The following is a 23810-nucleotide window of genomic DNA, read 5'->3' as shown; positions in this document are numbered from 1 at the left end:
CGCCTCATTCCTACTCACCTTATTCCTACTCACCTTAGTCGTTGTCGTTGTCGTCGTCGTCGCCACTCCGCCACCCGACAGGGTCAATATGACTGATTGAGTCATATTGACTCCACTTAAACCGCAGTCACAATGACTCATCTCTGTTTAGCCAAACCATAACTCATTGTATTAATAGGAAATAAATGCTGGCCCGCCCCTTGCAAACCCTCCCTGGTAAATAGCTTGTGTCCCCCAGGCCGCCATTAACCGGGATCCATAACCCCGAATGGCAAGCATCACCAGATCCAAGGAGTTCCAGAATGTTTTGCGTCCAATGTGAACACACTATCCGTACCCCGGTCGCCACAGGTTGCAGCTATGCCATGGGCATGTGCGGCAAGACCAGCGAAGTCTCCGATCTGCAAGATGTGCTTATCTATCTGCTGCAGGGTGTCAGCGCCTATGCGGTCAAGGCCCGCGAATTCAATATTGTCGACCGCCAGATCGATGCCTACGTCTGCCAGGCCTTCTTCGCCACCCTCACCAATGTCAACTTCGACAGCAACCGCATCATCGCCTTTATCGACGAGGCCCAGCAGGCACGCGCCTCCTTGAAACAGCGCTACGAAGAAGCCTGTCTGGCCGCCAGACAGACCCCGGCCCTGATGAGTGGCCCAGCCGCCGTCGAGCTGACCGCCGAGAAGGCCACTCTGCTGACCCTGGCCCCAACTGCGGCGGTCAATCGCGGAGCCGCTGAAGTGGGGGCCGATATTCTGGGTCTGCGCCTGCTCTGCCTCTATGGCCTCAAGGGTGCGGCTGCCTATATGGAACACGCCCGGGTGCTGGGTGAGCAGGAAGATGCCGTCGGCGCCGAGTTCCACGAGATCATGGCCTGGCTGGGTACCGATCCTAGCGACATGAACGAACTGCTGGGCTGCGCCATGCGCATCGGCCAGATGAATTTCAAGGTCATGGCCATGCTGGACAAGGGCGAGACCGGCACCTTCGGCCACCCCGAGCCGGTCCAGGTCAACGTCAAGGCCATCAAGGGCAAGGCGATCCTGGTCTCTGGCCACGATCTGCACGATCTGCAGAAGATCCTGGAGCAGACCCAGGGCACCGGCATCAATGTCTATACCAATGGCGAGATGCTCCCTGCCCACGGTTACCCTGAGCTGAAGAAGTACCCCCATCTGGTGGGGAACTACGGCACCGCCTGGCAGAACCAGCAAAAAGAGTTTGCCGCCTTCCCCGGCCCCATCGTCATGACCTCCAACTGCATCATCAACCCCGATGTGGGCAACTATAAGGATCGCATCTATACCCGCAGCATAGTGGGCTGGCCGGGTGCCACCCATATAGTGGGGGATGACTTCTCCGAGGTGATCGCCAAGGCGCAATCCATGGCCGGTTTCCCCTATGACGAGATCCCCGCCTATACCAGCACAGGCTTTGCCCGCAATGCCCTGATGGCGGCGGCGCCAGCGGTGATCGATCAGGTAAAGGCGGGCAATATCAAGCACTTCTTCCTCATCGGCGGCTGTGATGGCGACAAGTCCGAGCGCAGCTACTACACCGACATGGCCAAGGCGGTGCCGGAAGATTGCCTGATCCTGACCCTGGCCTGCGGCAAGTTCCGCTTCAACACCCTGGAGTTTGGCGACATCAACGGCATACCGCGCTTCCTCGATGTGGGTCAGTGCAACGACGCCTACTCCGCCATCCAGCTGGCCATCGCCCTGGCTAACGAGTTTGGTTGTGGCGTCAACGAGCTGCCGCTCTCCCTGGTGCTCTCCTGGTTCGAGCAGAAAGCCATCGTCATATTGCTGACCCTGCTCTCGCTGGGCATCAAGGGGATCCGCGTCGGCCCCACCGTACCGGGTTTCCTCACCCCCAACCTGGTGGCCTATCTGCAGGAGAACTTCGATCTGAAGCTTATCGATAGCGTCGAGAAGGATCTGGCCGACATGCTGGCCGCATGATGCCGAAAAAGCGTCGAACAGCTCCTCCCCCTGCCAAGGGGGAGGTTGGGAGGGGGTGGCTTTTGATGTTTCACAAGCTAAAAAGCAAACCCCACCCCAACCCTCCCCTTGAAAAAAGGGGAGGGAGCCTCAGCTTCCCTGGATGTCTCATTAATAGGATGGGAGTTGTGTATAAGAGTCAGCCCAGGGAAGGGTTCACGGCGGGTTGGCGAGGAAGATGCGCCGCTGGCTGCACCATAATGCCCAAGTACAGGAATCCATTGATGATCGAACTAGCTCCCCTGCTGCAGGCTCCCTACTGGAGCCACGGTGAGCGCCAGCTGATCTGCACGGCGCGCCATGACGAAACTCAGGATGGCGATACCGTCACCGCCACCACCTTTTTCTTTCAGACCGCACCCCAGCCCAGCCGTTTTAGTTATCTGCCGGGCCAGTTTCTCCTGCTCACCGTCACCCTGGCGGGCCGTCAGCTTAGTCGGGCGTACTCCTTAAGCTCGGCGCCCACCCGTCCCCATGTTCTGGCCATTACCGTCAAGCGGGTTGCCGGTGGTGAGGTCTCCAATTATCTGCTCGATACCCTGCAACCGGGCATGATGGTAAGCGCCCAACCGCCCCAGGGGCAGTTTCATCTGCCCCAGACTCTGCCAGCGCAACTGCTGCTGTTATCCGCCGGTAGCGGCATCACCCCCATGCTCTCCATGACCCGAACCCTGCGGGATCTGGGGCTAAAGAACCCCATCCACTTTGTCTATAGCGCCCGTCATGAGGGAGATCTGATCTTCCGTGACGAACTGCTGGCACGCGCCAAAGAGGACAGCCACTTTCATCTCACCCTGTTGCTGGAAACAGCCTCCGATACGCTGATGCTTCCCCAGGCTCAACTGGCCTCAGTAAAACTGGCAACAGGTCGTCTGGATGCCGATCTGTTGGCCGAGACCACAGCCGGGCTTAGTGATTACCAGATCTTCCTATGCGGCCCGTCGGGCTATATGGATGCCGTCAATGGCCTGCTGGATACCCCGCGCTATGTGGGTGTCCCGCGCCATGAGGAGCGCTTTAGCCCATCGGCCAATCCAAGCCCATCGGCCAATCCAGGCGCCGCAGCCACCAGCAGCCCTACCGAAACACAAAGCAGCCACTTTGCCCTTAGCGTGCCAGCCTTTGGCACCCAGACCAGCATCAGCGCCGATGAGACCCTGCTCGACGCCCTGGAGCGTGAGGGGCTGCCCATTATCGGTGCCTGCCGTGCCGGCGTCTGCGGCAGTTGCAAATGCAAGGTGGAATCCGGCGAGGTGCAAAGCAGCAGCGCCATGGCACTGACTGCCGAACAGGTGGCCGAAGGCTATGTGCTGGCCTGCTCGAGCAAGGCAACCAGCGATCTGCAACTGACTATTGGCTAGTGCAGCGGCTAGTGCAGAGCGCAACCGATTTTTTACTTCTGCCATCTCAGACAGGACTTGTCAGGCAGTAGCCTCTTTAAGGAGCCTCTAATGGGCAATACGCAAAAACAACGTATCGTCGTGGTCGGTAACGGCATGGTCGGCCACCGCTTTGTCGAAGAGCTGTGCGACCGCCTGGACAGCGCCAGCGTCGAGATCACCCTCTTCTGTGCCGAGCCCCGACTTGCCTACGACCGGGTGCACCTCTCCTCCTATTTCTCCCACCACACCAGTGAGGAGCTCTCTTTAGTCAAACCCGGTTTCTATGAGCGTCACGGCATACGGGTGCTGCTCGGCGAAGCGGTCAAACAGATAGACAGGGCCGCCAAGGTGGTCTACTCCAACAAGGGCACAGAGGTCGAGTATGACACCCTGATCCTCGCCACCGGATCCTACCCCTGGGTGCCGCCCATCCAGGGCAGCCAGCATCATGAGTGTTTTGTCTACCGCACCATCGAAGATCTCAAGGCCATCCGTGCCGCCGCCAAGCAGGGTAAATCCGGCGTGGTCATCGGCGGCGGTCTGCTGGGTCTGGAAGCAGCTGGCGCCCTCAAGGCGCTGGGGCTGCAGACCCATGTGGTGGAGTTCGCCCCCGTGCTGATGGCCGAGCAGCTGGATCGTCTGGGCGGCGAATTGCTGCGCCGCAAGATTGAGTCCATGGGCGTGCAGGTGCATACCAGCAAGCAGACCAGGGAGATCCAGATGCACGGCGGCAAGAGCGCCCTGCACCGTCTGGAGTTTGCCGATGGCAGTGAGCTGGAGGTGGATGTGGTGGTCTTCTCCACCGGCGTGCGTCCCCAGGATACGCTGGGCCGCTATGGCGATCTGGCCATCGCCGAGCGCGGTGGCATCGTCATCGATGATCACTGCCGCACCTCGGATCCCCACATCTATGCCATCGGCGAGTGTGCAGCCTGGCAGGGGCGCTTCTTCGGTCTGGTGGCTCCCGGCTACAAGATGTCCCAGATCGCCGTGGATCATCTGCTAGGCGGGCAGAGCCGCTTCGAAGGCGCCGATATGAGCGCCAAGCTCAAGCTGCTGGGGGTATCGGTAGGCTCCATCGGCGATGCCCATGGCCGTACGCCAAATAGCCGCAGCTACCTGTTTCAGGATGAGCAGGCTGGCATCTACAAGAAGATAGTGGTGAGCGAGGCCGGTGACCGACTGCTGGGCGCCGTGCTGGTGGGGGATGTGGAGGATTATGGCAATCTGCTGCAGATGACCCTCAACGCCATGCCGCTGCCGGAACATCCCGACAGCCTGATCCTGCCCGCCTATGCCGGAGCCAAACCTGCCCTCGGTGTGGATGCCCTGCCCGAGAGTGCCCAGATCTGCTCCTGCTTCGATGTGACCAAGGGCCGCATCGCCCAGGCGGTAGCCGACGGCCATCATACCCTCGCCGCCATCAAGGCCGAAACCAAGGCCGGTACCGGCTGCGGCGGCTGCGTACCGCTCATCACCCAGGTACTCAACAGCGAGCTGGCCAAGCAGGGAGTCGAGGTGAAAAACCACCTCTGCGCCCACTTCCCCTACTCGCGCCAGGAGCTGTACCACCTGCTCAAGGTGGGGCAAATCAGAAGCTTCGAGGAGGCCATCGCCAAACATGGTCAGGGCCAAAGTGGTCACAGATATGGCTGCGAGGTGTGCAAGCCGACAGTAGGCTCCATCCTCGCCTCCTGCTGGAACGACTATGTGCTGACGCCTGAGCTTACCGGCCTGCAGGACACCAACGACATCTTCCTGGGCAATATGCAAAAGGATGGCACCTACTCGGTGATCCCGCGTATGGCCGGTGGTGAGGTGACACCCGAGGGGCTGCTGGCAGTAGCCGAGGTGGCCCGTGATTATCGCCTCTACACCAAGATCACCGGCGCCCAGCGTATCGGCCTGTTCGGTGCCCACAAGGATGATCTGCCCGCCATCTGGGCTCGCCTGATTGCCGCCGGTTTTGAAACGGGTCAGGCCTATGCCAAGGCGCTGCGTATGGTCAAGACCTGTGTGGGCAGCACCTGGTGCCGCTTCGGGGTGCAGGACAGCGTGGGCCTGGGCGTCGAGCTGGAGCACCGCTACAAGGGGATCCGCTCGCCTCACAAGATGAAGTTCGGCGTCTCCGGCTGCACCCGCGAGTGTGCCGAAGCCCAGGGCAAGGATGTGGGCATCATCGCCACCGACAAGGGGTGGAACCTCTATGTGGGCGGCAACGGCGGCATGAAACCGCGCCACGCCGATCTGCTGGCCAGCGATCTGGATAAGCAGACCCTGATCCGCTACATCGACCGCTTCCTGATGTTCTATGTGCGCACCGCCGACAAGCTGCAGCGCACCGCCAGCTGGCTGGATAACCTCGAAGGCGGCATGGCGTATCTGCGCGGCGTCATCATAGAGGACAAGCTGGGGCTCTGCAGCGAGCTGGAGGCCGAGATGGCCACCCTGCGCCAGGCCTATGCCTGTGAATGGCAGCGCACCGTGGAAGATGTCAGCCAGCACGCCCGCTTTGCCCACTTTATCAATAGCCCGCAGCGGGATCCGGACGTGCAGTTTGTCCCCGAGCGTGCCCAGCACAGACCGGCCACGGCGGCCGAACGCATCCCCGTCTATACCCTTGATCTGGAGGAGAAGCCATGAGTCATACCACCTGGCATACCGTCTGCCCCCTGACCGCCATAGTGCCGGGCACCGGCGTCTGCGCCCTGCTCGATGGCCGCCAGATAGCCCTGTTTCGCCCCTCGGCGGAGGCTCAGGTCTACGCCATCGATAACCAGGATCCCTTTGCCCAGGCCAATGTGCTCTCCCGTGGGCTGATCGCCGAGCACGAGGGGGAACTATGGGTCGCCAGCCCGCTGAAGAAGCAGCATTTTCGCCTCAAAGATGGCGTCTGTCTGGAGAATGCCGACTTCTCGGTACGCGCCTATCCGGTACAGATCGAAGGCGATCAGGTGGCGGTCGGGCTTTAACTATCCAACGGCATCCTTTCGGGGTGCCGTTTTTTCAACCCAGTTTTATCTACCGATTTTTTATCTAGCGCGTTAAAGGAGCAGACCATGTTTACGGAGACCATCAATAAGTGCGCGGCCACCGCCGAGCGCGTCGTCAAACTCGACCGGGAAAACCCCTTCGGCTACTGGGTCGCCTCCATGATGGCCGGTGCCTATGTGGGCCTGGGCATCATACTTATCTTCACCCTGGGTAACCTGGTGGATCCCGCCCTGCGGCCGCTGGTGATGGGCGCTACCTTCGGCATAGCCCTGACTCTGGTGATCAATGCCGGTGCCGAGCTCTATACCGGCCACACCATGTTTCTGACCTTCGGCGTCAAGACCGGTCGTATCAGCAGCGCCAGCGCCATGCGCGCAGGACTCCAGAGCTGGGGCGGCAATCTGCTGGGCTCCCTGCTGGTGGCCTGGCTCTTCTGGCAAACCGGTGGCGGCAAGCTGCTGCCCGATGGCGCCAGCCTGGTTCACAGCGCCGCCCTGGCCAAGACCCAGCTGCCGGTGGTGGCACTGATCGCCAAGGGGATGCTCTGTAACTGGCTGGTCTGTCTGGCGATCTGGATGTGCCAGCGCGTCGAGGGCAGCGCCAAATTTATCGCCATCTGGTGGTGCCTGCTGGCCTTCATCGCCTCCGGCTATGAACACTCCATCGCCAATATGACCCTGTTTGCCCTCTCCTGGTTTGGCGCCCACAGCCCGGATTTCACCCTCTCCGGCATCGGCTATAACCTGCTATGGGTGACCCTGGGCAACACCCTCTCCGGCGTGCTGTTTATGGGCCTGGGTTACTGGTATGCCACCCCGGCCGACCAGCGCCCCATCGCCAACAAGCAGCAGGCCACGGCAGCTACCCGCAGCCCCCAACCCCAGCAAGGCTAACCGCTTTGGCCCGCCCAACGCGGGCCATCTTTTCGCTGGATGACCCAAACGAGAATATATATAGCCAATAAAATCAATATGTTATATATTATTGATTTTATTGGGTATTTTGTATCTATTTGATTTTATTTATTATTTTTAAGTCTACTATTCTGGCTTACACCTGATCCCAGGTTGACCTGGCGCTTAGGCATCACCGCCAGGACCTGACTCTTATACACAACTATCAGGGGTTGCCCCGGTGGCGCACATAGCAGAGGCTCCTTCCCCTTAGTTCAAGGGGAAGGCTGGGATGGGGTTTTGCTTTTTAGCTTGTGAAACATCAAAAGCGACCCCCTCCCAACCTCCCCCTTGGCAGGGGGAGGAGCTGTTCGACGCCTTTTTCGGCATTTATCTCATCAATCGACTAAAGATCTGTATAAGAGACAGGGCATCAGCGCCTAAGCGGCTCTGCCAAATTCTGTTGCACAAGCACAGTTGCAGGCCACCATGCTCAGGACGCCGGTAGCGGGAAGAGGCGGTCGTAGGCCAGGTTGTAGCCAAAGGCATAGAGCACAAAGAAGAGCGAGAAGCCGATATCCAGCCACAGCGCCTGCCATAGCGAGATACCCAGCCACAGCGCGGTCAGCGGCAGGACCACCAGCAACAGGCCCAGCTCGAAGAGCAGGGCATGCAGCACCCGCTCGATGAGACGCTTCTCCAACCGCCCCAGTTGGCGCAGCATCCAGTGATCGACCAGCAGGTTGTAGAGGTAGTTCCAGCCGGTGGCCAGCAAGGATAAGCCGATGGCCAGCGGCCCGAGATGGTCAACCGGTTGGCCGGTCAGCAGGCTGAAGAGGGGGATAGAGATCATCATCCCCAGCCCCTCGAAACCCAGGGTATGCCGTAAACGATCGGCACCGGTACGCATCTGCATTCTCTTGCTCTCCTGTCATCACAATTGGCGTGAGTGGCTGCAATCTATATAGTTATTGATATGGAACCAAGTTAGAACCTATCAGGAATCAAGATAGATGAGCCTCTCATTGGAAAGCCTGCAGCTGCTGGTGGCCGCCGCGGATAGCGGCTCCTTCTCGGCGGCGGCGCGTCGGCTTGGCAAGGCACAATCGGCGGTCAGTACCGGAATTGCCAATCTGGAGATAGATCTGGGGCTGACCCTGTTTGACCGCAGTGGCCGCCTGCCGCGCCTGACCGCGCCCGGTGAACGCATGGTCGCCGAGGCGCGCGCCCTGCTGGCACAACAGGCACAGTTGCAGGCGCTGGCGGCTGAACTCGCCGCAGGCATAGAGGCGCGGCTGACCCTGGCCATAGATGATGACTCCCTGCTGCCCTGGCTGACGCCGGTACTGGAGCAGTTGGCTGCCGCCTATCCCCTGCTGGAGCTGGAGCTGCTGTTCCCCATGATGGAAGATCTTAGCGACATGCTGCTGACCGGGCGCGCCCAGTTGGCCATTGGCTATCAGGGGCTGGTGACACCCGTGGCACTGACCCGCTTTGGCCTGGGTCGGATGGCCATGCCGCTGGTGGTCGCCCCTGACCATCCCTTGACTCAGCTCTCCGCACCGGGCCTTGAGGATCTGCGGCAACACCGCCAGTTGATGGTCACAGCACGCCAGCCGGGAACCGAGCGGGAACGCTTTAGGCTCTCCACGGCCATCTGGTGGGTAGAAGGGGATCTGGGTGTGCTGGAGCTGGTCAAACGTGGCCTGGGCTGGGCCACAGTGCCCGCCTTTTTACTCACCGAAGCCCTGGCCCATGGGGATGTGGTTTGCCTGCCGGATGAGGCGCTCCCCCCCATACCCGAGCTCTCCATCGAACTGCTATGGCACAGCGCTCGCCCCCTCGGCCCCGCCGCCCAATGGCTGCGCCAAACCCTCCAGGCTCACCGCCTGTAAGGGCAAACTCATTGCCAGGGCAAGTCTTACTGCCAGGGCAAGTCTTATCGCCAGGGCAAGTGCCCGCTCGGCGCAGCGGCTAAAGGGCTAGCTTGCCGCGTGCTGCAGGGCCATTTTCGCTGGGTCGTTCTGGCCTGCCCAGGCTCTTTGCGCTACCTTGGCCGCCATGGTGCCGAAGATGGCTGACGGACGGTTCCGGGCAGAGCAGGCGCCCAATGAGGCAGAAGTTGATGACGACACACAGCGAGATACAGAGCGTACTCGAGGATCTGGCGGCCCACGGCTTGCCCGCCGTTCAGATCACCCCGCTGGCACAGCCACCGGCCAGTGCCACCAGCAGCAAATTTGGCGGCCTGCCCTGGTGGCCGCGCCAGTTGCCCTATCCGCAGACCGCAGCCGGTGCGCCCTTGTCACTGCTGGCGCAGTTCAATCTGGCCGAGCTGCCGCCGTTGCCGTTATGGCCGCGTCAGGGGTTGCTGCAGTTTTTCCTCGCCGAGGATGAGAGCCATGGCCTGGATTTCGAGCGTCCGCTGGAGCAGGTGCTGGCCAGCCCCGATGGCTACCGGGTGGTCTACCATCCAGAGTGTGACGGCGAGGCGCTGACGCCCGCCGAGCTGCCAGCGCGACCGGCCGAGTCGTTGCTGCCGGTGTCGGGTGAATACGCGCTGCGCCTGAGTGCCATCAGCGATCTGCCCGCGCCCAGTGACTACCGCTTCGAGGCCATCACCCGCGAGATGGATAATATCGATGATACCGTGATCGATGGGCTATTTGACGCAGGACTGGGCACCGGCAGCAAGCTGGGAGGCTATGCCTATTTCACCCAGGACGATCCCCGGCCATACGCCAAGACCCAGCTGCAGAGCCAGCAGCCCTGGCAGCTGTTATTCCAGATGGATACTTATGATGAAGAGGATGGCGTCTGGATCATGTGGGGGGATTGTGGAGTCGGAAATTTCTTTATCGAGCCGGAACGGCTGGCGGCAGGGGATTTTTCGCGGGTTTGGTATAACTGGGATTGTTGCTGATAGTGGGCGGCAGTAATGCCGCCGGATAGAGGTTAGCCGACCGGCGCTTGGCCCGGCTTAGGCTATTGCTTTGCGCCCTCCCCTTTTCAAGGGGAGGGTTGGGGTGGGGTGTCGCTGAAACGAGCAAGGGCTGTGCTTTATTTGCTCCAACAGGGGGCCCACGAAAGACGTGTGTAGCGGTTGCAGTTACCAGTCATTGAACATCTTTATTACCCTCAGGCCGAGTGATGCAGGAGGGAGCTCTACCTGTAGCGCCCATTTGAGGTGGGTGTCCTTTTCAGTTCGAAGCGCGGAGAGTACCAACACAGGCCATGAAAATGCCGAAGGCATGGCCTGTATTGGCGTCCGCGTTGAACGCCAAGTTAGGCACCAGAGACCATTTGGTAGTAGGAAAAATAGATGTTGCCTGTTTGAGCCGCATGGCGCTTCTTTCTTAGGAGCAAACTCACGAAGTCGATTCGTTCTTCGAAGACGGCCATTAGGTCGCCGCCATCCATGAGGAGAATTGAAGCACCACCCGCTTGATGGGCAGAGACACCGTCTTGAGAGAACCCATTGATTGAAAGAAAGATGCCAAGCGTGTTCTCTAGCTTCGTACGAACTTTATCAGTGAATGCAGCCAGTGATGCCTTATTGACTAGTTCCTTGTGCCATTTCGCTTCGAAAAGATATTCTGTGCCATCGAGCGTAAATGCACCGTCCAACTGCTCGCCAAGGTTCTTGAAGGAGGCCTTTGGATCAAGGTCGAATAACTCGAATAGCTCATACATGATGCGTTCTAGCTCGAACCCACGGCCCTGCGGGTCGCTTGAACTGATTAGTGCCATGTACTTGTTCTTGATTGACTCAAGTTTCTGGCGAACAGCTGCGTTCTCCCGCAGCTTTTGTGCAGCGATTTCTTGTCGCTTCTTGATTTCGTCCTGCTCTCGCTTGATTTCTTGATGTGGCTCCACGAGTTGCTTCAGTTGATTGACTGCATTGCGCGCCTTTTCAACCTTGGCAGAGCCATCATCAAGGGGCTTTAGGTGTGAGAAGTCAGTCAGCTTGCATAGCTCGTAGCAAATCTTCGTGAGATCGCCAAGGTGGCTGCTTGGGTTGGCAACAAGGAAGTCAACGACATCAGACGCAATTTGGCGCTTGTAGTTCTCCCAGTTGAAGGAGTTCAGGACAGCGGGATTCGAAAGGCAAAGACTCAGAAAGCCGCGCAGATCTGATTTGTACCAGTAGACGGAGCAGAGCGCTTCTTTAAGCGCCATTACGCCGGCAGGTGAAAGCTGCTTTGCCATTGATACTCCCGTGTTTGTTGTGGCCTAACATCGAAAATCACCGGACTGTGCGGCTTTTCGCGCAGATCAGGTGGATTGCATGGTTAGCCATTACGGCCCCAATCTAGGACTGTTCGTTGGTCGGGGTGGATTATTGTCGAACCAACTCTTGAGCGCGGTTAACGATGAGAACTCGTGGAAGACGCACCGACTGTCACCGGGGTTGTACAACAACAATTCAATATCACTCGAGCCACTTTTCCCACCCGTGCCAAGCAGCCACTTTAGGTAGTTATCAAAGTTCTCGAATGACGAGCCCGCTGAGTCGTCTTGGTTAAAGAAATCCTCCATGAATTTGTCTGCCTCAATTCGAGTTTCTGTCTTTGGTGTGGCAAGTGATAATCCGGATTCGCTTCCCCAAAGGGCTTGATGGCAGACTTCGTGTCTATAGATGTTCAGTAAGACAGTTCTCGGACTACGTGTAGACCATCCAATGAAATGGCATGACACGTGCTGGCTTAGTCGATGACGGTCCGCATCCAATGCTTTGCAGAGAGCTAGTCGACGCGGTTTAGTCTTTTCATCAGCAATTTCAGATTCCTCATACTTGAACTCCACCAGCGCAAACCAAGAGCTTTGAGTAAAGAGATAATCAGCACCGGTCAAGGTATCTTGCCCATCGAGTGAACAGCGAAAGAATTGCAATCCGTTCTTGATTGCGACGTCTTTAAATCGATCAAAGAAGCCATCAATAACTGATTGTTCGTGACTGCGTCTAAGTGCCAAGATTGTACTCCTAATGGCTAACATCTTATCGACCGGAAGCATCCCTCTATCTTTAGGAGGATATTCCCGCATCTCTTTTACCCGCTTATTTGGATTATCTATCCAATCAAGCGCTCGGTGTTCTATTTAGGGCCAATCTGCAGGGTAGCTGGCCGCTGGCCTGTCTATCCTCGTTGGGGACCTGTTCGGGCTCTTTTGGGCGTAGTGCCGTGGTTAGCAACACGCTAAGAGCCCGGTGATATCGTCAGGTTGTTCTTGGCGTTGATCATGGCTACCGCACGGGTTTGCGGCCACCCTATGCCCTGCATCGATCCACGATTCATCTGACCCTTGGTAGCAGAGTATTCAAAAATTTCACGGCGCTTTATGCGACAAATCAAACAGTTTGAAATCAAGGTCACTTCTGGCGATGAAAATCCCGCGCGTAGGGAAGAGCGAATCACTCTGTTGCTCGTTAGCGTACCCCACCCAAACGCCAAGCCGTCTGTCGGGCCAAGTGGAGGGCCGAACGGACCGGCGGTCGGCAACCGGCAAAGGCCATCCAGTTGGAAAAACCCAAACACCTCCCCCACTCCCTGCCACCCCCTTGCTGCCTCCCCCCAACCTACCCCTAGCAAAGGTGGAGAAGCAAAGCCAAAGCCTTGCTTGCGCCTGCAGCCATAAGAGCTCGGCGCCATCAGGTACAATTGAGAATATAAATAACCAATAAAATCAATATATTATATCTAATTGATTTTATTGGTTATTTTATATCTATTTGATTTTGTTGTGTTTTTATTAATCACTTTCCCTTCTAACGCACTGTGCTCCTTTTGCCGCAAAATCAGACTCAACTCAGCGCTCTAGAAACAAAATCTCGCTACTATTGAGTCCTTGCTCCAATGGCTGGATGGCGTGGTGCAACACCATACTGCGAACAACAAGGACAGGTTGATGCGTGCAGGGATCAGACACAAATTAGTAAATGGCGCCTGGCTGCGCTGGAGCTGGATTGCGCTGGTGACAGGGCTCTGTCTCTGGCCTATGCCGGCGGTGATGGCTGATGAAGAGTGGGGGCGGCTGGGCTATCTGATCGTTACACCGCTGCTGACGCTGTTTTGCTTTGCCAAATCCCGCCGCCACTGGCAACTGCTCTACCCCGCCCTGCTGGCGGTGACCTGGAGCATCTTGCTGCCGATGGCCTTTACCCTGTTGCTTAGCTTTTCCAACTTGCGCGATCCCTACACAACTTATGGCAGTTCCGAGCCCCATCTGCTGACGATAAAGCAGGTGAAAACCCAGCTGCTTGGGCAAACTCGCCGCCTGGAAGCACAATACTTGCTGACCCTGTATCAAGACGCGGCAGGGAACTATACGTTAAGCCTGACCAATCCGGACAATAGCGCGGAGCGTTACCACTCGACACCCTCTGACCTCAAGAGCATGACCCGGCAAGAAGCGCCAACGCTTGAGCTACAGCGCGGATCCGCCGACCGACCTGGCCGAGAGTGTGATATCAAGGAGTTGATTGAACTCAGAAAGGTGCTCCACGCCCTGATCCTGCGACTGCCCTCTGAGGGCAACCCGGCACCGGTTTATCTGCAGCACGAAGGGCTGCGAAAGTATGCGGCCTTTACTGCCAGCTACCTGAGTGTCGCCGATGGCTCTGATGCATTGTTCGAGACGCAAACCGGCAGACGGGTTATTCCTGATGAGCAGCAAGGGTATTACCGTATCATTGACTCGCAAGGCAAGAAGCTGGGTGAGCCTCTAACTCCAGGCTTTATGAGCTATGCACCGCAGCATCTTTGGCAAAATCTGAGCGCGCTCCTGACATTCAAGCAAGATGTCCATTTTTATGGTTCTGACTCATCCGAAGATAGTTTCCTGTTGCAGCTGATCCATTATCCCTTGCTCTATCTGCTGCTCGGCTCATTGAGTTGCGCACTGCTGATGGTCACTCTCAACGCCATGCTAGCAGCCACCAATGCCTATTTCCTGCAAGCCAGCCAGCATCCTCTGCGCTGGCTCAGGGTGCTGGTACTGCCAGCCGCCATTCCGCTGGTTTTCTATTTGCTGATCCTCTCCGGCTTGTTTCATCACACATCCGGAGAGCTTGAGTTGACTCTGCGTCCCCTGCTGCCACCACTGCCTTCCGGCATCGATCTCATTTTTCTCTATTATTGCCTCGGTCAGCTGCTACTAAGCACCCTGATCCTGGTTCCGCTACTGACACTCTGGTTTTCCCGCTTGGTTACCCGCACCGGATCCACCTCATTTCTTGCTTACCTTTACCAACTCGGAAAACAATCCAAACCGGCATTGTTGATGCTCTTTAGTGTGCTACTGCTGTCTCAGCCGCTCGTTCTGATGACCCAGTTCTATCCTGGTTTTGCCAGCGACAGCGCTCATATCCAGGCCGGGATACTGGATCATCTGCCAACACTTGCCCAGAAGCTGGCCTTCGGCGACGGGGATGAGCGCTATGGACTTGCCAGCACCTTGCTGCTACTAATCTTTCCCATCTCGCTGCTGCTAGGATGGTGGCGTTATCAGGCGCTACAGCAACAAGCACCTCTTCTCCAACCGGAAATAGCAGAACCGGCGCAGACCAAGCTCACTGGCCATCTGCTGCCAAGACTCTGGCTTGGCGCCATGGCGCTGCTGCTCTGGTTACCGTTGTTGCTACTGCTGTTTGTCTCCTTGCGGCAGGGACAGTTTGCTCACCTAGATATGGGCGAATCGGTCTGGTCTCTCTTATCCGTTGAGTTCACCCTGGATCACTTTAGATCGGCATTTGATATGACCATCTATTACCAGGATGGTAGCTTCTTAACACCGCCATTTCCCTTTATGCAGTGGCTTGGCAACTCGCTACGCTATGCCAGTAGCATGACCCTGCTGACCCTGGCTTTCGCCCTACCTGCCGCCTGGGCGCTGGCCCATTATCAGTTTGCCGCCCGTCAGAGTCTCTATCGTCTTGGCATAATATTGCAGACCATGATGCCTTCCCTGCTGCTACTGGCCATCTACTTGCTGTGGAGCACTCCCACCATAAGGAACGATCTGTTGCTGGATGCATTACCTGCCCAGCTGATGGCCAACGCAGGCATAGTGCTGCTGGCTATTTTCCCCCTCACCGTAGCCCTGCAGCAGCAAACCAGAATGCTTTCACTTAAAGAGAGCCTGATACGGCTAAGACCCCTACTCTTGACCCTGAGTGGGCTGCTGTTTTTACAACAGATGGGAGACAACACCTTTAGCTTGATCCCTGACTATCAGCAACTGACTCTCGCTCAAGGAATGAATGACTACTTTTACCCCAACCACTACCTCTGGGGCGACTTTGCCGCTGCCATGCTGGTGCTGGCAGTGCCGATGATGGCGCTGTTTTACTGGTTGGTGCCCAGAATCGATCGCAACCTTATTAACCACTGGCGGCCGATGTGACCATGGCCGCCTGAGGGCGCGAGATGAAAAGGGGCTGACAGCCCCCTCACCCCACCCGGCGCTGCAATTGCCAGCCGACGACCAGGGCCAGGCTCAGCAGCAAGGCGATAAAGCCGCCGACGCCGGGCCAGCCGAAACGGTGCCAGAACAGGCCGCCTAGGGTACCGGCCAGACTGGAGCCGACGTAGTAACAGAACAGGTACTGCGCCGAGGCCTGCCCCTTGGCGCGGCGGGCACGCGGGCCGATCCAGCTGCTGGCCACCGAGTGGGCGGCAAAGAAACCGGCGGCAAACAGCAGCAGGCCGATGACAATCAGCCACAGCGCCTGAAACAGCGTCAGCAGCAGACCGGCCAGCATAAGGCCGAGAAAGCCCACCATCACGGGGCCACGGCCGAAGCGGGCGGTCATCAACCCGGCCTTGGGCGAGCTCCAGGTGCCGGTGAGATAGACCACTGAGAGCAGGCCGACCACCGCCTGGCTTAAGTGCCAGGGTGACTCCATCAGGCGGTAGCCGATGTAGTTGAACAGGGTGACGAAGGCCCCCATCAGCAGGAACCCCTCGACGAAGAGCCAGGGTAGCGCGGCGTCACGCCAGTGCAGGTGCAAGGAGACCAGCAAGGATCGCGGCCGCAGCGACATCGGCCGGAAGTGGCGCGAGGCGGGCAGAATCTTCCAGAACAGCAGGGCGGAGGCCAGGGCGCAACAGCCGATGGCGGTCAGTGCGAAACGCCAGCCATAGAAGTCGGTCAGCACGCCACAGATCAGCCGCCCACTCATGCCACCAATGGAGTTGCCACTGATGTACAGCCCCATGGCAAAGGCCACTTGCGAGGGGTGGATCTCCTCGGCCAGATAGCTCATGGCCACGGCGGCGACTCCGCTCAAGGAGAGCCCCATCAACATGCGCAGCAGCAAGATGCCGTGCCAGCTCTGCATCCGGGTCGACACCAGGGTGCAGAGTGAGGCCAGCAGCAGCGCCGTCACCATCACATTCTTGCGGCCGAAGGCATCGGAGAGTGGCCCGCTGACCAGGAGCCCCAGCGCCAGCATAGCGGTGGCGCAAGAGAGGGCAAGACTGCTGGTCGCCGGTGAGATGGCAAAATCGTGAGAGAGCACCGGCAGGATCGGCTGCACACAGTAGAGCAGCGCAAAGGTGGCAAATCCGGCGGCAAAGAGTGCCAGGGTGACGCGCCAAAACGCCGTGCTGCCGCGCTGGATATAGCCGCCGTGGGCCAGCGACTCCGGCCGGGTGGGGCCCGCCGTGGCAGGCGTCGAAATCGAGGTAACAGTCGAAACCGGGATAACAGTCGAAGCCGGGGTAACAGTCGAAGCCGGGGTAACAGTCGAAGCCGGGGTAACAGTCGAAGCAGAAACAGGGGCGGTAGAGTGCACAACAGATCCTTGAACGCATTTCCCGTGAGACAAGAGGCGACGGGTAAGGCCTGGCATCAGAGTAAAAAGCGGGCAATAATCTGTCTAATATATTAATAATCTGGATTGATAGGTTATAAGTATGAATATCGAGCTGCGTCACCTGCGCTATTTCGTCGCCGTCGCCGAGGAGCTGCACTTTGGCCGGGCGGCGGCGCGGCTGAATATCTCCCAACCACCCCTGAGTCAGCAGATCTTGCTGCTGGAGGAGCAGATCGGTGCCCGGCTGCTGGCACGCACCAACCGCAGCGTCAGCCTGACCGCGGCCGGGGCGCAGTTTCTCACTGATGCCCGGCAGATCCTCGGGCTGGTGGAGACCGCGGCCAGCCGCGCCGCCCGGCTGCATCAGGGGGAAACCGGCGAGCTGCGGCTGGGGCTGACCGCCTCGGCCCCCTTTATCAAGACGGTATCGGATGCCCTGCTGCTCTACCGCCAGCGCTATCCGGATGTGCATGTGCAGACCCAGGAGAGCCATACCCGCGAGCAGATAGGCCCCTTGGGCGATGGCAGCCTGGATCTGGGGCTGATGCGCAACACGCCGCTGCCGGATACCCTCTGCTGGCGGGTGGCGCTGCGCGAGCCCATGCTGGCCATGGTACACCACAGTCATCCGCTGGCGGGTCGAGCGCAGATCTCGCTGCGCGAGCTGGCCGCCGAGCCCTTTGTCTTCTTCGACCCCCTGGCGGGGACGGGCCTGTACGACGATATCCTCGGTTTACTCCAGCGCTATGGTGTCACCCCGTCTGTGACCCAGGAGGTCGGCGAGGCGATGACGATTTTGGGGCTGGTCGCCGCCGGACTCGGGGTCTCCATCTTGCCCGCCTCCTATCGCCGGTTACGGCTGGAGGAGATCTGCTGGCTGCCGCTGGAGGAGCCGGATGCCATCTCCGAACTCTGGCTGGTGTGGGCCAAACATCGCGAACTCAGCGCCCCGGCGCGGCATTTTATCGAGCTGCTGGGCGATACTACGCCGATGGGGGCGCCTCACCCGCTACGCTAAAAGGGCTGTTGCAGATAAATGGACATCCACTTAGGGCGCAGTTCCCTAATCGTGTTGGTCATTTAAATGGGGTGTTGTGACTCATAAATGCGGTGGCGGGCTAACCGTTAAGCCGACCTGAGGCCTTCGAGCCGCCAGGTCGGGATTAACTATGTGTCGGCGTAAGGTCGTCCCGATGCCGCACTAGCGCCAACACATAATGGGAATCGCACCCCACTTTGAGCTTCTGCGAGATGGATCTCCTCACCCTCTGTGAATGATGTTTTGCATGCCAACCCAGCGGCAAAAAGCAACTAGACTCAATAGTGGGCCCCTCTTGCGGAACTCTCTTATGCGGCGCATCTTCTGCCTTCTTTGTGCGCTTCTGCTTTGCGGCATGACCACTGCGCCGCACGCCATGACCATCCGAATTCCCGCCCCTGAAGGGCCAAACGATCCCAGATATCCCTATTTTGTCCAGCAACTACAGCTAGCGCTGGATCACACGGCACTGAAGGGAAGGTATCAATTAACCACTTATCCACGAGAGGTTACCCAGAGCCGGGCCTTTAGCCTCATCAATGCCGGAGAGATTGATCTGCTCTGGAGCATGACGGACATAGAGCGGGAGAGAGACTTCTTACCCATCCGCATTCCACTGATGCAGGGGCTGCTGGGCTACCGGGTCATCTTGATCAACAAACGAGATGAGGCCCATTTCGCCAAAATGAGCGTTGATGAGCTCAAGCAGATGCCCTGCTATCAGGGTGCCGATTGGCCTGACACCGATATTCTCGCTGCCAATCATTTCAATGTACGCGGCGTCTCCGATTACAAACGCATTCATGCCATGCTGGATAAGGGCACCATTCGCTGCTTTCCGCGCGGCATTCTGGAAGCCTGGGGCGAAATTGAATATAAGAACTTAAAAAATACCGTGGTGGATCGCCACTTCCTGCTGGTCTACCCCACAGACGTCTACTATTTCGTGCACAAAGAGGATCAGGCCCTCGCCAACCAGCTGGAGCAGGGGCTGCGAGCCGCCATCGCCGATGGCTCTTTTGCGCGGTTGCTATATAACTATCCCGCCCACAAGCTGGCACTCGACAAAGCCGACCTGCCCCATAGAGAGATCGTCTACCTGCAAAATCCCCTACTGCCCCCCCTGACACCACTCAAGGAGCAGGGACTCTGGTTTTCGTTAAGCGGTGCTCGGCCCCCCACAAACGTCAAGTCGCCCGCAACAGAATAAGTAGAATTGATCGCAATATGGGCCGGACAGCGTTCTCCGCCCGGATATTGGCAATAGCTGGTGAAAAGGTGTCCGAACAAGGATGGTCAATACCTAACGGGAACACAGCCCGTTAGATACCCGCAATAAAAGTGGATGTCCTCGATTACGATTCAGCTACCAGCAAGTTGAGTCGCGCCGAACAGACTGCCTGATACTTAACTTGAAACCCAAGATGAACGAACCGCAGCCTGGGCTGCGGTCATATTGGATAAAACAGACTGGCCTTGAGCCAGAGGGAGGGGTAGCCGCTCTCTCCTCGGCATCGTTTAGCCCAATGGTGTCGTCATAGCTGGATTTGTACCCAACAGTACCGCCCTTTAGCCTGCGATACTGGTGTAAAAATGATACGCCTAGGGCTTCTTGATCGGGCTTTTGTCCTCACCATTCACCCGTAATTGGCGATAATTACCATTGCTACGGAAATAGACTTCCGCGCCAGCGGGAACTCCACCAAAATCCTGTCCATCGACATTAACTCGCCCCATGCGCACGACAATGTGATGTCCTTGAACCAGCATAGCCCCCTCACCAACCAAGAGCCCTTCATTCCCAGTGACGGAAACCTGCCCGATATTGTCGGCTGTCTTCTCATCAGAATAATCACAGCCACTCAACCATACGCCTGCACTAAGCAGCGCAGCAACAAACAGAGATGAAAGAAAAGAATGCGTGGATGTCATTAATCTAACCTCCAAAATAGTTACGGACTTCATGCGTCTAAGTTGAGCAACAGAGATAATGGCTGGCATCCAGTCAAATAAGACCCAGTTCTTTAACTATAGTTGTCACCCAGATTAGCCACCTGTCAGGGCGTGAAAATGTGCTGTCGCGCAAACAGAGTAAAATGGCCAAGCAACAGAGAGTTGTTAAAAACGAAGAAATAGAGAGGAGGAGAGAATGAACAAACGGCAGCCGTGAAATAACTACCGACAGGAAAATAGTATGGGGTTATGACCCTTTACCGCTAGGCAGAGTGAGTAGACTGGCAACTCGCTCATCATCCGGGTGAGTAATATGGTAGTGACTGAGATAGCGTTCGGCCTCATCCTTATGCCCCATACCGAGCAACAACTGACCCAACGAAAATTCAGACTCCATGATCCCCAGCGTCAACGCCTTCTCGAGGTGCAGACGCGAACGCTCCGAATCCCCCTTGGCCGCGAGGAAGAGGCCATAGCGATATTCGGCACGCCCATCTCTTGGCTTGAGTTGGATCAGTTGATCAAACAATACCTCTGTACGTTTAGCCGCACCCGGCAAATCCAAGGCATAAGCCATGGTGCCTAGCTGGGCGGCACGCCAAAGTAGATCGGCTGAGCCCTCTTGCTTGATCATGACACCCAACATGATACCCAATCGGGTTACATCCTTCTCCGCCCGCTTGCGATCCAGCAAGGAATCAAAGCGAGGAGGATAATCCATCGCATGGCTCTGTAAATCCTGCAGAATATTATCCAGATAGGCGTAATTAACCCGAGCCTGGTATTGTCCCTGTTGCTCAGAAACCTCCATGACTCTGGCCAAATCGAAATGGCCGTACTCCTGGGCTTGGCTCCAGAGTGGGATGAGCAGTAGAAGTAGCAGAAGTCGTCTCATCTTATTCATCTCTGTGCCCAAATCATTCCTTGTTCGCCCTGTCTGGGAAAAAAATTGGCCCCGTGGGGCCAAGAACCACAACAACCGAAGTGTGAGCAGAGCCCCTAAGAGGGTGCTCAATTCGGTGAACCACTCTACAGAAACAACCACACAGGACAACAAAACAACAGTGTCAACTTCACTCGAGGTTAGCTTATGTGGTTTGAGTTGAGATATCCCCGCACAAAAGTATTGATTTCACGCGACCAAGGAGAGCATGGCGCCTTTATTCAGCACAGCCCCATCGGCCTCCAGCGCCCCAGAATACTGTCTGAGTAGATCTGACAGGTCAGGTGCCCGCTCCTGAGATAAACCCAACTGCCCCAGCAGTTGCTGGTAATGAACCAGTGCCGCTTGACCCTTGTTACTATGGGGGTCTGCAGCTGCATCCAACCAACGCAGCTGACCATAACCAATACCAGAAGAGGTACTCTGTTCGCCTGGCACAGGATCAGACTCTCCTGGAGTCAACAATTGATTCACCAACCCCTGGATCGCGCTCTGCACGCCTGGAGTACCCAACTGATAATCAGTAGCCATCCCATTGTTTTTTAAAGTATTACCAAGGAAATCTCGAGATGGAATTGCCGACGACACACAGGGATCTGCTGCCGCCACCGCCTCGTTATTACTCGGTTTGATCTGGGAACGAATAACACTAATCAGGCTTAACGCCGTACCAATCATGTTCAGGATCATCTACCACCCCCGCTGAAAACTACAACCAGAGGGCTGAACCTAACATCATGATACACAGAGCCTTCACCCTGAATGTAGCATCACCACCCTCAGTGAAAACCGTTGCATATCTCATTCCAGACAGAGCAAAAAACAACCAACACAAATCCTCTGAAATCACCCTTTCGTATCAACAGCTTAAAAAACCCGGCCATTTACTACGCAAAACGACCTAATAATAAGAGTAAAAATTAGCCAAGGCTTTGCCACTATGCGGCCATTATATAATCAAAGAGGTTGTAAACAGCGGATGGATGCGTGTCGTTTATGGCCACGATCCCCTCTAGCCCTGAGCTTGCCGCAGGGTATTGGGCAGAGAATCAGGCGCAAAGAAAGAGAGAGCAGTGCAATGTGGTTTAACAAGTTCACGACGACCAGAAGCGTCCACATCAGGTACTAAAAATGAAAACACCGGCGCAGGCCTATGCCCAAGCAGCTGAGTTGTGCAGGAAAGGCTGAGTCATTATAGAGCAGAAAAAAAAAGGGAAGCCAATGCTTCCCTTATTGATAATTGACGCGGAGTTAGTTGGATTTCATCCAAATGTCCATATCGGTCTTCAGGTTGTCTGACTTGGTACCAAAGATAGCTTGGACACCAGAGCCTGCAACCACGACACCGGCCGCACCCAGCTTCTTCAGCTTGGCTTGGTCAACCTTGGCCACTTCTTTCACACCGACACGCAGGCGAGTAATACAGGCATCCAGGGAAGAGATATTCTCCTTGCCACCGAAAGCGGCAACCAGTTGCTCGGCCATGTAGTGTTCGGCCATCTCACCTACAGTTTCTTCTTCTACTTCATCTTCACGACCCGGAGTCTTCAGATCCAGCACAGAAATAGCCACACGGAAAACAGTGTAGTAGATACCAGCGTAGATCAGACCCACAATCGGGAACATCCAGCCCTTAGAGGACTGAGAGAACAGCACAACGAAGTCGATGAGACCATGAGAGAAGGTAGTACCGTGCTTCATGCCCAGCAGTATCATCACCACGAACGCAGAACCAGCCATGATAGCGTGGATCACATACAGGATCGGTGCTACGAACAGGAAGGCAAACTCGATAGGTTCAGTGATACCGGTCAGGAAAGAGGTCAGGGCTGCGGAGATCATGATACCGCCAACCTTGGCACGGTTTTCCGGCTTAGCTGAATGCCACATGGCAATAGCAGCAGCAGGCAGACCCCACATCTTGAACATGTAACCACCAGCCAGGTTACCGGCAGTTGGGTCACCAGCGATGTAACGGGCGATTTCACCGTGGAATACTTGACCCGTTGCATTGGTGTACTCACCCACTTCGAAGAAGAAAGGAGCATTCCAGATATGGTGCAGACCAAACGGGATCAGGGAGCGTTCAACAACACCGTAGATACCAAAGGCCAGAGCTGGATTTTGATAAGCCGCCCAGTGAGAGAACGTCTGGATAGCCGCGCCAATGGGAGGCCAAACAAATGCCATGACCACACCAGCAATAATGGCAACGATACCGGTGGACAGCGGAACGAAACGCTTACCGGCAAAGAAACCAAGATAGTCAGGCAGGGAAATGCGGTAGAAGCGGTTGAACATGTAAGCGGCAATACCACCGGCTACGATCCCCCCCAGTACCCCAACGTTAGAGACCTTCTCCGCCATGGCAGCATAATCGGCCGCAGCAGGATCCAGTCCGGCAATCACAGGAGCAACCACGGAGATGGTCTTGACCAGGATCACATAGCCAACGGTAGCTGCCAGACCGGCAACCCCATCGTTGTTGGTGAAGCCTAGAGCGACACCGATGGCAAAAATCAGGGCCATGTTGCCGAATACGGCCCCACCGGCTTGTTCCATGATTTGAGAAACAATGGCAGGCAGCCAAGTGAATTTGGCAGCCCCGACGCCCAGCAGAATACCTGCAACGGGCAGTACGGAGACTGGCAGCATCAATGACTTACCTACTTTTTGCAGGTTTGCAAAAGCATTTTTTAACATAGTGTAAGCTCCTGAGGAGTTTGCGTCCTTGAGTGATTATTGTAATACACAGGATGGTTGCTTAAGCGACCGTCTTATTGATT

At 56.8% G+C, this 23810-nt stretch carries 18 protein-coding genes; 10 read left to right on the top strand and 8 right to left on the bottom strand.

Annotated features, from left to right (window positions below; all coding sequences use genetic code 11):
* Window positions 1-302: 302 nt before the first annotated feature.
* The 5 genes from hcp (at window position 303) to nirC (ending at window position 7272) form a co-directional block, all read left to right on the top strand.
* Window positions 303-1964: a hydroxylamine reductase gene (gene hcp / locus ACZYTD_RS02320; protein WP_463888694.1), complete on the top strand. Its 1662-nt coding sequence runs from the start codon at window positions 303-305 to the stop codon at window positions 1962-1964.
* 263 nt (window positions 1965-2227) lie between these two features.
* A complete protein-coding gene (locus tag ACZYTD_RS02315; protein ID WP_463888692.1) occupies window positions 2228-3364 on the top strand; it encodes an FAD-binding oxidoreductase in 1137 nt (378 codons plus the stop codon).
* A 90-nt stretch (window positions 3365-3454) separates the two neighbouring features.
* Window positions 3455-6028, top strand: coding sequence for a nitrite reductase large subunit NirB (gene nirB / locus ACZYTD_RS02310; RefSeq protein ID WP_463888689.1), 2574 nt, complete (start codon window positions 3455-3457; stop codon window positions 6026-6028).
* Window positions 6025-6357, top strand: coding sequence for a nitrite reductase small subunit NirD (nirD, locus tag ACZYTD_RS02305; RefSeq protein ID WP_463888686.1), 333 nt, complete (start codon window positions 6025-6027; stop codon window positions 6355-6357). Before nirB ends, nirD begins: the two co-directional genes overlap by 4 nt.
* An 87-nt stretch (window positions 6358-6444) precedes the next feature.
* Window positions 6445-7272 carry a nitrite transporter NirC gene (gene nirC, locus ACZYTD_RS02300; RefSeq protein ID WP_463888683.1) on the top strand — a complete coding sequence of 276 codons (828 nt, stop codon included), beginning with the start codon at window positions 6445-6447 and terminating at the stop codon, window positions 7270-7272.
* A gap of 493 nt (window positions 7273-7765) precedes the next feature.
* Here nirC and ACZYTD_RS02295 read toward each other — a convergent pair whose 3' ends face one another.
* Window positions 7766-8188, bottom strand: coding sequence for a PACE efflux transporter (locus ACZYTD_RS02295; protein ID WP_463888680.1), 423 nt, complete (start codon window positions 8186-8188; stop codon window positions 7766-7768).
* Between the two features lie 97 nt (window positions 8189-8285).
* On the opposite strand from ACZYTD_RS02295, the gene ACZYTD_RS02290 reads away from it, so the two are divergent.
* Complete coding sequence (locus ACZYTD_RS02290) at window positions 8286-9167, top strand: LysR family transcriptional regulator (protein ID WP_463888677.1); 882 nt, start codon at window positions 8286-8288, stop codon at window positions 9165-9167.
* Window positions 9168-9397: 230 nt separating this feature from the next.
* Window positions 9398-10195 (top strand): YwqG family protein, encoded by a 798-nt coding sequence (locus ACZYTD_RS02285; RefSeq protein WP_463888674.1) that lies wholly within the window; start codon window positions 9398-9400, stop codon window positions 10193-10195.
* Window positions 10196-10557: 362 nt separating this feature from the next.
* On the opposite strand, the gene ACZYTD_RS02280 is transcribed toward ACZYTD_RS02285, so the two are convergent.
* Entirely contained in the window at window positions 10558-11481 is a 924-nt protein-coding gene (locus tag ACZYTD_RS02280) for a hypothetical protein (protein WP_463888671.1), read from the bottom strand.
* A 90-nt stretch (window positions 11482-11571) separates the two neighbouring features.
* The gene (locus ACZYTD_RS02275) at window positions 11572-12246 is read right to left on the bottom strand and encodes a hypothetical protein (RefSeq protein ID WP_463888669.1); all 675 of its coding nucleotides are present in this window, start codon (window positions 12244-12246) and stop codon (window positions 11572-11574) included.
* A 933-nt stretch (window positions 12247-13179) separates the two neighbouring features.
* On the opposite strand from ACZYTD_RS02275, the gene ACZYTD_RS02270 reads away from it, so the two are divergent.
* Entirely contained in the window at window positions 13180-15675 is a 2496-nt protein-coding gene (locus ACZYTD_RS02270; RefSeq protein ID WP_463888666.1) for a hypothetical protein, read from the top strand.
* A gap of 46 nt (window positions 15676-15721) precedes the next feature.
* Here ACZYTD_RS02270 and ACZYTD_RS02265 read toward each other — a convergent pair whose 3' ends face one another.
* Window positions 15722-17068, bottom strand: coding sequence for an MFS transporter (locus tag ACZYTD_RS02265; protein WP_463888663.1), 1347 nt, complete (start codon window positions 17066-17068; stop codon window positions 15722-15724).
* A gap of 121 nt (window positions 17069-17189) precedes the next feature.
* Here ACZYTD_RS02265 and ACZYTD_RS02260 point away from each other — a divergent pair, with 121 nt between their 5' ends.
* Together ACZYTD_RS02260 and ACZYTD_RS02255 are read left to right on the top strand one after the other, a co-directional pair.
* The gene (locus ACZYTD_RS02260) at window positions 17190-18107 is read left to right on the top strand and encodes a LysR family transcriptional regulator (protein WP_463888660.1); all 918 of its coding nucleotides are present in this window, start codon (window positions 17190-17192) and stop codon (window positions 18105-18107) included.
* A gap of 376 nt (window positions 18108-18483) precedes the next feature.
* Entirely contained in the window at window positions 18484-19338 is an 855-nt protein-coding gene (locus ACZYTD_RS02255) for a hypothetical protein (protein WP_463888657.1), read from the top strand.
* Between the two features lie 392 nt (window positions 19339-19730).
* Here ACZYTD_RS02255 and ACZYTD_RS02250 read toward each other — a convergent pair whose 3' ends face one another.
* The 4 genes from ACZYTD_RS02250 to ptsG all read right to left on the bottom strand — a co-directional run bounded on the left by ACZYTD_RS02250 (window position 19731) and on the right by ptsG (window position 23727).
* Complete coding sequence (locus tag ACZYTD_RS02250) at window positions 19731-20060, bottom strand: hypothetical protein (RefSeq protein WP_463888655.1); 330 nt, start codon at window positions 20058-20060, stop codon at window positions 19731-19733.
* 268 nt (window positions 20061-20328) lie between these two features.
* Window positions 20329-20976, bottom strand: coding sequence for a hypothetical protein (locus ACZYTD_RS02245; protein ID WP_463888653.1), 648 nt, complete (start codon window positions 20974-20976; stop codon window positions 20329-20331).
* 237 nt (window positions 20977-21213) lie between these two features.
* Window positions 21214-21555, bottom strand: a complete 342-nt coding sequence (locus ACZYTD_RS02240; protein WP_463888651.1) for a hypothetical protein — start codon at window positions 21553-21555, stop codon at window positions 21214-21216.
* A 720-nt stretch (window positions 21556-22275) separates the two neighbouring features.
* Entirely contained in the window at window positions 22276-23727 is a 1452-nt protein-coding gene (gene ptsG, locus ACZYTD_RS02235; protein WP_463888648.1) for a PTS glucose transporter subunit IIBC, read from the bottom strand.
* Between the last annotated feature and the right edge of the window lie 83 nt (window positions 23728-23810).

This window comes from Pseudaeromonas sp. HNCC25DJ180 (assembly GCF_055413345.1).
This window is presented reverse-complemented; position numbering and strand designations above follow the sequence as displayed.